General features: G+C 60.6%; 12 protein-coding genes. 11 read left to right on the top strand and 1 reads right to left on the bottom strand.

Annotated features, from left to right (window positions below):
- Nucleotides 1-102 precede the first annotated feature (102 nt).
- The 6 genes from tilS (at nt 103) to ispD (ending at nt 6,792) form a co-directional block, all read left to right on the top strand.
- Nucleotides 103-1,422, top strand: a complete 1,320-nt coding sequence (gene tilS / locus ACQRBT_RS02835) for a tRNA lysidine(34) synthetase TilS (protein ID WP_412046667.1) — start codon at nt 103-105, stop codon at nt 1,420-1,422.
- Nucleotides 1,423-1,695: 273 nt separating this feature from the next.
- Complete coding sequence (locus tag ACQRBT_RS02830; protein WP_060754051.1) at nt 1,696-3,327, top strand: CTP synthase; 1,632 nt, start codon at nt 1,696-1,698, stop codon at nt 3,325-3,327.
- Between the two features lie 5 nt (nt 3,328-3,332).
- Entirely contained in the window at nt 3,333-4,178 is an 846-nt protein-coding gene (gene kdsA, locus ACQRBT_RS02825; protein WP_060754052.1) for a 3-deoxy-8-phosphooctulonate synthase, read from the top strand.
- A gap of 157 nt (nt 4,179-4,335) precedes the next feature.
- A complete protein-coding gene (gene eno, locus ACQRBT_RS02820; protein ID WP_060754053.1) occupies nt 4,336-5,625 on the top strand; it encodes a phosphopyruvate hydratase in 1,290 nt (429 codons plus the stop codon).
- Between the two features lie 184 nt (nt 5,626-5,809).
- Complete coding sequence (gene ftsB, locus ACQRBT_RS02815) at nt 5,810-6,088, top strand: cell division protein FtsB (RefSeq protein ID WP_057723188.1); 279 nt, start codon at nt 5,810-5,812, stop codon at nt 6,086-6,088.
- Nucleotides 6,085-6,792: a 2-C-methyl-D-erythritol 4-phosphate cytidylyltransferase gene (gene ispD, locus ACQRBT_RS02810; protein WP_104995712.1), complete on the top strand. Its 708-nt coding sequence runs from the start codon at nt 6,085-6,087 to the stop codon at nt 6,790-6,792. The genes ftsB and ispD overlap by 4 nt, the downstream gene beginning before the upstream one ends.
- Before the next feature lie 113 nt (nt 6,793-6,905).
- Here ispD and ACQRBT_RS02805 read toward each other — a convergent pair whose 3' ends face one another.
- Complete coding sequence (locus ACQRBT_RS02805) at nt 6,906-7,802, bottom strand: LysR substrate-binding domain-containing protein (protein ID WP_060754055.1); 897 nt, start codon at nt 7,800-7,802, stop codon at nt 6,906-6,908.
- Between the two features lie 107 nt (nt 7,803-7,909).
- Between ACQRBT_RS02805 and ACQRBT_RS02800 the strand changes: the two genes are divergently transcribed.
- Genes ACQRBT_RS02800 through surE form a run of 5 tightly spaced genes read left to right on the top strand, consistent with a single transcriptional unit; the run spans nt 7,910 to nt 12,196 of the window.
- Nucleotides 7,910-9,022: an S-(hydroxymethyl)glutathione dehydrogenase/class III alcohol dehydrogenase gene (locus tag ACQRBT_RS02800; RefSeq protein ID WP_010212435.1), complete on the top strand. Its 1,113-nt coding sequence runs from the start codon at nt 7,910-7,912 to the stop codon at nt 9,020-9,022.
- Between the two features lie 8 nt (nt 9,023-9,030).
- On the top strand, nt 9,031-9,876 hold the full coding sequence (gene fghA / locus ACQRBT_RS02795) for an S-formylglutathione hydrolase (protein WP_060754056.1): 846 nt from the start codon (nt 9,031-9,033) through the stop codon (nt 9,874-9,876).
- A 54-nt stretch (nt 9,877-9,930) separates the two neighbouring features.
- The gene (gene ispF / locus ACQRBT_RS02790) at nt 9,931-10,404 is read left to right on the top strand and encodes a 2-C-methyl-D-erythritol 2,4-cyclodiphosphate synthase (RefSeq protein WP_060754057.1); all 474 of its coding nucleotides are present in this window, start codon (nt 9,931-9,933) and stop codon (nt 10,402-10,404) included.
- Nucleotides 10,401-11,459: a tRNA pseudouridine(13) synthase TruD gene (gene truD / locus ACQRBT_RS02785; RefSeq protein WP_412046666.1), complete on the top strand. Its 1,059-nt coding sequence runs from the start codon at nt 10,401-10,403 to the stop codon at nt 11,457-11,459. The genes ispF and truD overlap by 4 nt, the downstream gene beginning before the upstream one ends.
- Complete coding sequence (surE, locus tag ACQRBT_RS02780; protein ID WP_060754059.1) at nt 11,447-12,196, top strand: 5'/3'-nucleotidase SurE; 750 nt, start codon at nt 11,447-11,449, stop codon at nt 12,194-12,196. Before truD ends, surE begins: the two co-directional genes overlap by 13 nt.
- Nucleotides 12,197-12,211: the final 15 nt, after the last annotated feature.

Here is a 12,211-nt window from a genome sequence, read left to right as displayed (position 1 = left end):
GGGTCCATTGACTGACCCACTGCTATCGGGAGCAAGCCCCCTCCTACATTTGCTTTGTGTATGCTGGGTTGTCGCATTCCAGTTTGATGGCGGTATTTTCCGATGAAGCCAGCGCTAGCCGCCAAACTCCTTCAAGCCCTTGCCCCGTGGCGCAATGCCCCGGCCTGGCACGTCGCTTTCTCAGGTGGGCTGGATTCCACCGTGCTGCTGCACCTTCTGGTCTCTTTGGCAAAAACCGAAACGTTCCCGACGCTCAGTGCCGTGCATGTCCACCATGGCCTGCAAGCTGCCGCCGACGCATGGCCCGGTCATTGCCAGTCGGTGTGCGACAGCCTTGGCGTGCCCTTGTGCGTCATGCGTGTGCAGGTCCGGCCCGGAGCGAGCCTTGAGCGCGCCGCCCGCGACGCACGTTATCAGGCGTTTGCCGAAGTCACGGGGGCAGGGGGGGTGTTGCTTACGGGCCAGCATCGCGAAGATCAGGCCGAAACCCTGTTGTTTCGCCTGCTGCGTGGGGCCGGTGTGCGTGGCTTGGCGGCGATGCCTGGTCATCGCCCCCTGGCGGGAGGCCATCTGCTGAGACCCTTGCTCGACGTATCACGTGGTGAGCTGGAAGCCTACGCCCATGAACATCAATTGCTGTGGGTCGAAGACCCTTCCAATGCCGACCCGCATTTTTCGCGCAATTACTTGCGCCATCGCGTTTTCCCGGCACTGACGCAGCGCTGGCCGCAAGCCGCCAGCCGCCTGGCCCGTACCGCCGAGCAGCTCGGCGAGGCCCAGGGGCTGCTGGACGACTTGGCGCGGATGGACTTGCAGGCTGCGGACCAACCTTCACCATTCCCCTGGCTGCCTTTACCGTCACTGGCCCTTGCGCCATTGCGTGAGCTTTCCGACGCTCGCCAGCGCAACGCCTTGCGTCATTGGCTGACCCCGCTGACCCGTTTACCCGACAGTGATCACTGGGCCGGTTGGCATTCCCTGCGCGACGCCAAGCCGGATGCGCAACCTCTATGGCGCATGGCCGATGGCGAGTTGCACCGTTGCGGCGAGCGCATCTGGTGGTTGCCGGGTGCCTGGGCGGAATTTTCCGACGCAACGTTGAGCTGGCCCGATCCGCAAAACCCACTAGAGTTACCCGGCAATGGCCGGCTGGAGTTGGTCGGCAAGGTGCCCGAAGGTCCTCTGGAGGTTCGTTATCGCCGGGGCGGTGAAGTGCTTGAGGTACCGGGGCGAGGTCGCCGTGATCTGAAGCGCCTGCTTAACGAAAGCGCGCTGCCGGGCTTCGTCCGTGGCAGATTGCCGCTCCTGTATCGGGGCGAGCAATTGCTGGGTGGCCCCAGCGTCGCTGGACGCTGGGCAGTACCGAGTGAAGGTTGGCAATTGCATTGGTTGCCACAGAACTGCGATCAAGGTTTGAGCTGATAGAGCCTTTCCGGTAGACTACGCTCCCTTCTTGATACAACTTCTGTGGATTCTCCTGAATCGCAGCAGTTGCCGATTACCAAGCAGTCTTTGCTGGGCGATTCCAAAAAATGTGTAGCGATCAACGTACCGGTGTTTCATTGCTGGTCTGTCACCACGCGGCGGTTTTTTTGAAAGGTGCACTGTGATTAATGCAGGTGATCGGGGGCTTCGGCCTTCCTTCGCTTTCCCCGGCGGCTCGGACCGCTTTAACGCAGACTTCTAGGGTTTTTCATGACGCGCTACATATTCGTCACGGGCGGTGTTGTTTCTTCATTGGGGAAAGGCATTGCCTCCGCTTCATTGGCGGCCATCCTGGAGGCGCGGGGGCTTAAAGTCACCATGCTCAAGCTGGACCCGTACATCAACGTCGACCCGGGCACCATGAGCCCGTTCCAGCACGGTGAAGTGTTCGTCACCCATGACGGCGCCGAGACCGACCTGGATCTGGGCCACTACGAGCGGTTCATCCGCACGACCATGACCCAGAACAACAACTTCACCACCGGCCGTGTCTACGAGCACGTGCTGCGCAAGGAGCGCCGTGGTGACTACCTGGGTGCAACCATCCAGGTGATCCCGCACATCACCGACGAAATCAAGCGCCGCATCATCAAGGGTGCAGGCGATGCCGACGTGGCGATGGTCGAGATCGGTGGCACCGTGGGTGACATCGAATCCCAACCGTTCCTCGAGGCGATCCGCCAGCTGCGTTTCGAAGTCGGCGCCAAGCGCGCGATGCTGATGCACCTGACCCTGGTGCCGTACATCGCCACCGCCGGCGAAACCAAAACCAAGCCTACCCAGCATTCGGTCAAGGAACTGCGTTCCATCGGCCTGCAGCCGGACGTGCTGGTATGCCGCTCCGATCACCCGATCGATATTTCCTCGCGCCGCAAGATCGCGCAATTCACCAACGTTGAAGAGCGTGCGGTGATTGGCCTGGAAGACGCCGACACCATCTATAAGATCCCGGGCATCCTGCATTCGCAAGGCCTGGATGATTTTGTGGTCGAGCGTTTCGGCTTGCAGTGTGGCGGCGCGGACCTGTCCGAATGGGATGCCGTGGTCGACGCCAAGCTCAACCCCGAGCACGAAGTCACCATCGCGATGGTCGGCAAGTACATGGAACTGCTGGACGCGTACAAGTCGCTGATCGAAGCGATGAGCCACGCCGGTATCAGCAACCGTACCAAGGTCAACCTGCGCTACATCGATTCCGAAGACATCGAGAACCAGGGCACCGCGCTGCTCGAAGGTGTCGATGCGATCCTCGTTCCTGGCGGTTTCGGCCTGCGTGGCGTGGAAGGCAAGATTACTGCCGTGCAGTACGCCCGTGAGAACAAGGTGCCGTACCTGGGGATCTGCCTGGGTATGCAAGTGGCCGTTATCGAGTTCGCCCGTAACGTGCTGGGCTGGAAAGACGCCAACTCCACCGAGTTCGATCACAGCAGCGGCCATCCGGTCGTGGGCCTGATCACCGAGTGGGAAGATGCCACCGGCGCCGTTGAAACCCGTACCGAAACCTCCGACCTGGGCGGCACCATGCGCCTTGGCGCGCAGGATTGCCTGCTGGAGCCGGGCTCGCTGGTACACGACTGCTATGGCAAGGACGTGATCGTCGAGCGTCATCGTCACCGCTACGAGGTGAACAACAACCTGCTGCCGCAGATCAAGGAAGCTGGCCTGAAAATCTCCGGTCGCTCCGGTGACGGCGCGCTGGTTGAAGTGGTCGAAGCACCGGATCACCCATGGTTCGTCGCTTGCCAGTTCCACCCCGAGTTCACCTCGACTCCGCGTGACGGTCACCCGTTGTTCAGCGGTTTCGTCAAGGCAGCACTTACGCAACATCAGAAGAAGGCGTAACCCTGATGGCCCAGAAGATCATTCGCGTAGGTGACATCGAGATTGCCAACGACAAGCCCATGGTGTTGTTTGGCGGCATGAACGTGCTGGAAAGCCGCGACATGGCGATGCAGGTCTGTGAAGAGTACGTGCGGGTCACCCAGAAGCTGGGCATCCCCTACGTGTTCAAGGCCAGCTTCGACAAGGCCAACCGTTCGTCCGTGACCTCCTATCGCGGCCCGGGCCTTGAAGAAGGCATGCGGATCTTCCAGGACATCAAGCAAGCCTTCGGCGTGCCCATCATCACCGACGTCCACGAGCCTGAACAGGCTGCCGTGGTCGCCGAGGTGTGCGACATCATCCAGTTGCCGGCCTTCCTGTCGCGCCAGACCGACCTGGTCGTGGCGATGGCCAAGACCGGCGCGGTGATCAACATCAAGAAAGCCCAGTTCCTTGCGCCCCAGGAGATGAAACACATCCTGAACAAGTGCGTGGAAGCGGGTAACGACCAGTTGATCCTCTGCGAGCGTGGCTCGAGCTTCGGCTACAACAACCTCGTGGTGGACATGCTCGGTTTCGGCATCATGAAACAGTTCGAATACCCGGTGTTCTTCGACGTGACCCACGCGCTGCAAATGCCCGGTGGTCGCTCGGACTCCGCCGGTGGGCGTCGTGCCCAGGTCACCGATCTGGCCAAGGCGGGCATGAGCCAGTCCCTGGCCGGCCTGTTCCTGGAAGCCCACCCGGACCCGGACAACGCCAAGTGCGATGGTCCTTGCGCCCTGCGCCTGGACAAGCTGGAGCCGTTCCTGGCCCAGCTCAAGCAGTTGGACGAACTGGTCAAGAGTTTTCCGACGGTAGAAACCGCGTAAGCACCGTTTCTCCGGTAGACTTTCCCTCGTTTTATGCTCAGGCCCGTGGGCCTGAGCCTTGTCGCCTGCAAGCCTGCCCCGTTGTTCCACCCTTGCGGTCGGTCAAAAGTTTTCCTTCAGCTGCGTCGTTTTCGTCAACTTTGGAGTGTTTACAACAATGGCAAAAATCGTCGACATCAAAGGTCGTGAAGTTCTCGACTCCCGTGGCAACCCCACCGTCGAAGCCGACGTGCTTCTCGATAACGGCATCATCGGTAGCGCCTGCGCGCCGTCCGGTGCTTCCACCGGTTCGCGCGAAGCGCTGGAACTGCGTGATGGCGACAAGAGCCGTTACCTGGGCAAAGGTGTACTGAAGGCCGTAGCCAACATCAACGGCCCGATCCGTGACCTGTTGCTGGGCAAGGATCCGGTAGACCAGAAAGCCCTGGATCACGCGATGATCAAGCTCGACGGCACCGAAAACAAAGGCAACCTGGGTGCCAACGCCATCCTCGCCGTGTCCCTGGCCGCTGCCAAGGCTGCTGCCCAGGACCAGGACCTGCCGCTGTACGCTCACATTGCCAACCTGAATGGCACGCCGGGTGTGTACTCGATGCCGGTGCCGATGATGAACATCATCAACGGTGGCGAGCATGCCGATAACAACGTCGACATCCAGGAATTCATGGTGCAGCCGGTTGGCGCCAAGACTTTCTCCGATGGCCTGCGCATGGGCACCGAGATTTTCCATCACCTGAAGGCTGTACTGAAGGCTCGTGGCCTGAGCACTGCCGTGGGCGACGAAGGTGGTTTCGCGCCGAACCTGGCGTCCAACGAAGATGCGCTGAAAGTGATCTCCGAAGCCGTGGCCAACGCCGGCTACAAGCTGGGCACTGACGTGACCCTGGCCCTGGACTGCGCAGCCAGCGAGTTCTATGAAGACGGCAAATACAACCTGTCGGGTGAAGGCCACGTATTCACTTCCGAAGGTTTTGCCGACTACCTCAAAGGTCTGACCGAGCGCTATCCGATCATCTCGATCGAAGACGGCCTGGATGAGTCCGACTGGGCCGGCTGGAAAGTCCTCACCGACAAGATCGGCGAAAAAATCCAACTGGTGGGCGACGACCTGTTCGTGACCAACACCAAGATCCTGAAAGAAGGCATCGACAAAAAGATCGCCAACTCGATCCTGATCAAGTTCAACCAGATCGGCACCCTGACCGAAACCCTGGAAGCCATCCAGATGGCCAAGGCTGCAGGCTATACCGCCGTGATCTCCCACCGCTCCGGCGAAACCGAAGACTCGACCATTGCCGACCTGGCTGTGGGCACCTCGGCGGGCCAGATCAAGACCGGTTCCCTGTGCCGTTCCGACCGCGTTTCCAAGTACAACCAATTGCTGCGTATCGAAGAGCAACTGGCGGGTAAAGCCAAGTACAACGGTCGCGGTGAGTTTCGCGGCTGATCGCTACTTGATGGTAAAGCATGGTAAAAAGTCGTTGGATTGCGTCGGAAAAACCACGATAGGGTGTTTTTCGACGCTAACCTGATGGCTATCTAGCACAAGCCTGGTCCTTCCAGGCTTCGTGCTATCAGTTGCTGCAAAAGTTTTACATGGCTGGCTTTTTTCACTGGATACCCGGATTTCGATGCGCAGTCCCAATTGGTTATTCCTCGTCTTGCTCTTGTTGCTGGCTGGCCTGCAGTACCGCCTATGGGTCGGTAATGGCAGCTTTGCGCAGGTAGAAGAACTGACCCAGCAGATTGCCGACCAGCACGCCGAAAACGAACGCCTGCTGGAGCGTAATCGCGTCCTTGACGCCGAAGTACTTGAGCTGAAAAAAGGTACGGAGACCGTTGAAGAGCGGGCTCGTCATGAATTGGGCATGGTCAAGGAGGGTGAAACCCTCTACCAGTTGGCCCAATGAGTTACCGTCTACCGGCCTTCTGGGCCGTGATTCCTGCCGCGGGCGTCGGTGCCCGTATGGCCGCTGACCGTCCCAAGCAGTATCTGCAACTGGGCGGGCGCACCATTCTCGAACACAGCCTTGGCTGTTTTCTCGACCATCCATCGCTCAAGGGCCTGGTGGTCAGTCTTGCTTCTGATGATCCTTATTGGCCTGAACTGGCGTGTGCCGGCGACGCGCGTATCCATCGTGCGGACGGTGGCTCGGAACGTTCGGGGTCGGTGCTCAATGCACTCTTGCAACTCAACGCCCTGGGCGCCAGCGACGACGATTGGGTGTTGGTGCACGATGCCGCGCGGCCAAACCTGAGCCGTGACGATCTCGACAAACTCTTGAGCGAACTGGCGGATGACCCGGTCGGGGGCCTGCTGGCCGTGCCGGCTCGCGATACCCTCAAGCGTGTCGACAAGCATGGGCGGGTGATGGAAACCGTCGACCGCAGCCTGATCTGGCAGGCCTATACCCCGCAGATGTTCCGCCTGGGGGCATTGCACCGTGCGTTGGCCGACAGCCTGGTGGCCGACGCCGTGATCACTGACGAAGCCTCGGCCATGGAATGGTCCGGCCAGGCGCCGCGCTTGATTGAAGGGCGTTCGGACAATATCAAGGTGACCCGGCCAGAGGATCTGGAGTGGTTGCGCTTGCGCTGGGCTAATCGCAGGTAGGCCGCTGGACTGCAGCGGCCCCATCGGGAGCAAGCCCCCTCCCACATTTGAAATGCATTCCAAATGTGGGAGGGGGCTTGCTCCCGATGGCGATAGGTCCAATCACTGATTGATCAACTGATGTACTCCGGCCTTTCAGCCAGCCCCGCCTTCAAGAAATCGACCAACTTGCGCACCTTCGGCGATAAGTGCCGCTGCTGTGGATACAGAGCCCACACCGCCGTATTCGGCGGCTGATGCGCCTCCAGCAATGACACCAGCGCGCCAGTGTGCAAATGTTCAAGCACGTAATAGTCCGGCAATTGGCACAATCCAACCCCTTGCAGCGCCGCATCCAGTACCGCCTGGCCACTGTTGCAACGCCAGTTACCCTGCACCCGTTGAGAAAATTCGCGCCCGTCCTGAGCCAATTGCCAGATATCCGAGCTGCCGATCAGGCAGTTATGCCGACTCAATTCCGACAAGCTATGTGGCCGACCATACCTTGCAAGGTAGGAGGGCGACGCGCACAGGTACATGCGTCGGGGGGCCAGCCGGCTGGCGACCATGCGCGAGTCTTGCAGGCGCCCCAGGCGAATCGCCAGGTCGAGGCCTTCGTGCACCAGGTCCAGTTGGCGGTTGGTCAGTTCAATATCCACGCGCAATTGCGGGTACAGCGCCATGAATCGCGTTACCAGCGGCACGATAAACCGTTCGCCGTAAGCCACCGCGCAGGTCATGCGCAACATGCCCTTGGGTTCACTGGTGAGGTCACCCACGGCGCGCAGGGCCTCTTCGCGACCGTCTTGTAAACGCTGGCAGTGCTGCAGGAAGGTCTGGCCGGCTTCGGTCAGGGTGACCTTGCGTGTACTGCGATACAGCAACCGCGTTTGCAGTCGTTCTTCCAGGCGTGCCACCTGCCGGCTGATATGGGATGACGATACGCCCAGGCGCTCGGCCGCTGCAGTGAACTGGCTGCATTCGGCGACGGCGACAAATTCATCGATGCCTTCCCAACGGTTTTCCAGCATGTTGATTATCCCTGTACAGCAATAAAGTTTTGCTTTTGTCTGGATTATTCATCACCGGGCCATGTTTTACACTCACCCCTCAGTTTTTAACCCATGGAGAAACCCGGATGATCAAGTCCCGCGCCGCCGTAGCCTTTGAAGCCAAGAAGCCCCTTGAGATCGTTGAAGTGGATGTGGCCATGCCCAAGGCCGGCGAGGTGCTGCTGCGCGTGGTCGCGTCCGGCGTGTGCCATACCGACGCCTACACCCTGTCGGGCGCTGACCCGGAAGGTATCTTCCCGTCGATCCTCGGCCATGAGGGCGGTGCGGTGGTTGAAGCTATCGGCGAGGGCGTGACCTCGGTGGCCGTGGGTGACCATGTGATCCCGCTGTACACGCCGGAGTGCGGCAAGTGCAAGTTCTGCCTGTCGGGCAAGACCAACCTGTGCCAGGCGATCCGCTCCACCCAGGGCAAAGGCTTGATGCCTGACGGCACCACGCGGTTTTCCTACAAGGGCCAGCCGATTTTCCATTACATGGGCACCTCGACGTTCTCCGAGTACACCGTGTTGCCGGAAATCTCCGTAGCCAAGATCCCAAAAGAAGCGCCGCTGGAAAAAGTCTGCCTGCTGGGCTGCGGCGTCACCACCGGTATTGGTGCGGTGATCAACACCGCCAAGGTCAAGCCGGGTGACACCGTGGCGATCTTCGGCCTGGGTGGCATCGGCCTGTCGGCGGTGATTGGCGCGGTCAAGGCCAAGGCGGGTCGTATCATTGCGATCGACATCAACCCGGCCAAATTCGAAATCGCCAAGCAGCTGGGCGCCACCGACTGCATCAACCCGAAAGACTACGATCGCCCGATCCAGGACGTCATCGTCGACTTGACCGACGGCGGTGTGGACTTTTCCTTCGAGTGCATCGGCAACGTGCAACTGATGCGCGCTGCCCTTGAGTGCTGCCATAAAGGCTGGGGTGAGTCGGTGATCATCGGCGTGGCCGGTGCCGGCCAGGAAATCGCCACCCGTCCATTCCAACTGGTCACCGGCCGCGTCTGGCGCGGTTCGGCTTTCGGCGGTGTGCGCGGCCGTAGCGAGCTGCCGAGCTACGTGGAGATGGCTCAGACCGGCGAGATCCCGCTGGATACCTTCATCACTCACACCATGGGTCTGGAAGACATCAACAAAGCGTTTGACCTGATGCATGAAGGCAAGAGCATTCGTACCGTCATCCACTTTTGAGGTCGGCCATGAGTCTGGAGAACCTGTCGTGCCAGAAGAGCTTCGGCGGCTGGCATAAACGCTACAAGCATCATTCCGATGTCCTCGGCTGCGACATGACGTTCGCGGTCTACCTGCCGCCGCAAGCGGAGCAGGGCGGCAAGCTGCCGGTGTTGTACTGGTTGTCCGGGCTGACCTGCACCGACGAGAACTTCATGCAGAAGGCCGGCGCCCAGCGCATGGCCGCCGAGCTGGGGTTGATCATTGTCGCGCCGGACACCAGCCCCCGTGGGCCGGGTGTGCCCGGTGACCCGGACAACGCCTGGGATTTCGGCCTGGGCGCGGGCTTCTACCTCAATGCCACCCAGGAACCGTGGGCCAAGCACTATCGGATGCATGACTACGTGGTGCAGGAATTGCCGGCGTTGGTTGAAGCACATTTCCCTGCATCGGATAAGCGTGGCATCAGCGGTCACTCCATGGGTGGGCATGGCGCGTTGGTCTGCGCGTTGCGCAACCCGGGGCGTTACCTGTCGGTGTCAGCGTTTTCGCCGATCAGCAATCCGATGGATTGTCCTTGGGGGCAGAAGGCGTTCTCGCGCTATCTGGGCGAGGAGCGCTCGAAATGGCGTGAATGGGATGCCAGCGTGCTGATCAGTGAAGCGGCGCAAAAGCTGCCATTGCTGGTGGATCAGGGCGACCGCGACGATTTTCTCGCCGTGCAACTCAAGCCTGAGGCCCTGATACAGGCGGCGAAGGTGGCCAACCACCCACTGGAGTTGCGCCTGCAGCCCGGCTACGACCATAGCTACTTTTTCATCGCCAGCTTCATCGAAGACCATTTGCGACATCATGGTCGTGCTTTGCTCGGTTAATGTGAGGCAAAAGTAGGTAGAATCACGCCCTGAATTAAATCGGGGCGTTTTTTTATGCGTATTGGCCACGGCTACGATGTGCACCGTTTCGCCGAAGGCGATTTCATCACCCTGGGTGGCGTGCGGATCGCGCACCACCATGGGTTGCTGGCTCATTCCGACGGCGATGTCTTGCTGCATGCCTTGAGCGATGCGTTGCTGGGGGCTGCGGCGCTGGGTGACATCGGCAAGCATTTCCCGGACACCGACCCGACTTTCAAGGGCGCGGACAGCCGTGTCTTGTTGCGCCACGTGGTCGGCCTGATTCACGCCAAGGGCTGGAAGGTCGGCAATGTCGACAACACCATCGTGGCCCAGGCGCCGAAAATGGCCCCGCATATCGAATCGATGCGAGCGTTGATCGCCGCTGACCTGAACATTGAACTGGATCAAGTGAACGTGAAAGCCACCACTACCGAAAAACTCGGGTTTACCGGTCGTGAAGAAGGCATTGCGGTGCACTCCGTTGCGTTGTTGCTGCGCGCATGAACGACCTGCAATTGCTGGGCCCACGGGCCTATGGCGAGGCGTTGGGCCGCGCTGTACTGAAGGCGACGGCTGAAGACTTCCAGGTCGACGAAGTGCTGGATATCCCGCTGACGGGTGACGGCGAGCACCTGTGGTTATGGGTGGAAAAACGCGGCCTGAATACTGAGGAGGCGGCCCGACGCATTGCCAAGGCGGCTGGCGTGCCATTGCGCACCGTCAGTTATGCCGGCCTCAAGGACCGTCAGGCGTTGACTCGCCAGTGGTTCAGCGTGCAATTGCCGGGTAAGGCCGACCCGGATATGAGCGGTGCTGAAAACGACACCCTCAAGATTCTCAAGACGACCCGCCACAAGCGCAAGCTGCAGCGCGGCGCGCATTCCGCCAACGGCTTCACATTGCGCCTGACCCAACTGGAGGGCGATACCGCCTCCATCGATGCGCGCTTGCAGTTGATTGCGTCGCACGGCATTCCCAACTACTTCGGTGCCCAGCGTTTCGGCCATAACGGCGGCAACGTGGTGGACGCCCGTGAGTGGGCGGCGCGCAAGGCCCTGCCGGAGCAGCGCAATGTACGCTCGCGGCTGTTGTCCACGGCGCGCAGCTTCCTGTTCAACAAGGTGTTGGCTGCGCGCGTTGCGGACGGTTCCTGGCAGCGTGCCCAAGTGGGTGACCTGCTGGCGTTTACCGACAGTCGCAGTTTTTTTCCGGCGGGGGAGGCTGAATGCAGCGATCCGCGCCTGGCCATTCTGGACCTGCACCCGACCGGGCCGCAGTGGGGCGAGGGTGACTCGCCCGCCACGGGCGCGACCTTTGCCTTGGAGCAGGCGGTCGCCGCCGAGGAAGCCGATCTGCGTGACTGGCTGGTGAATGCCGGTATGAGCCAGGAACGTCGCATTCTGCGACTGCCCATTGGCGGGTTGACGTGGCATTATCCCGCACCTGACATTCTGCAATTGGAATTCGTCCTGCCGGCCGGATGCTTCGCCACTGTCTTGGTGCGCGAGCTTGTTGATCTGGTGCCGGTGGGGCCGACGGACAACCCATGCGTATTCTGATATCAAACGATGACGGTGCCACCGCACCCGGTCTTGCCGCGCTCTATGGTGCGCTGCAGGATTACGCCGAGTGCGTGGTGGTCGCCCCGGATCAGGACAAGAGCGGCGCCAGCAGTTCGCTGACGCTCGACCGTCCGCTGCACCCGCAGGTTCTGGCCAATGGCTTTATCAGCGTAAACGGTACTCCCACCGACTGCGTGCACCTGGCGATCAACAGTTTGTTGGATCAAGAGCCGGATCTCGTGGTATCGGGCATCAACCTCGGTGCAAACCTGGGGGATGACGTGCTGTATTCCGGCACCGTGGCGGCGGCCCTTGAGGGGCGTTTCCTCGGTCGGACTTCGTTCGCTTTTTCCTTCGCCTCGCGGCAACTGGATAACCTGTCGACCGCCGCCTATTTCGCGCGCAAGCTGGTGGAGGCTCATGGTTCCCTGGAGTTGCCGCCGCGTACCGTGCTCAACGTCAACGTGCCCAATTTACCGCTCGATCATATTCGCGGCATCCAGCTCACTCGCCTGGGCCATCGTGCCCGTGCGGCGGCGCCCTTGAAGGTGGTCGATCCGCGTGGCAAGGAAGGGTATTGGATTGCCGCCGCCGGCGACGCCGAAGACGGTGGCCCCGGCACGGACTTTCATGCGGTGATGCAAGGTTATGTTTCGATTACCCCGTTGCAACTTGATCGCACCTTCAGTGATGCCTTCAGTAGCCTCGATGGCTGGCTTGAGGGGCTGCGTTGATGGCGCGTGAACAAG

This window comes from Pseudomonas sp. R19M (genome assembly GCF_050312585.1).
GTDB lineage: Bacteria > Pseudomonadota > Gammaproteobacteria > Pseudomonadales > Pseudomonadaceae > Aquipseudomonas > Aquipseudomonas palleroniana.
The sequence above is the reverse complement of the archived record's forward strand: the minus strand, read 5'-3'. Positions and strand labels throughout refer to the sequence as shown.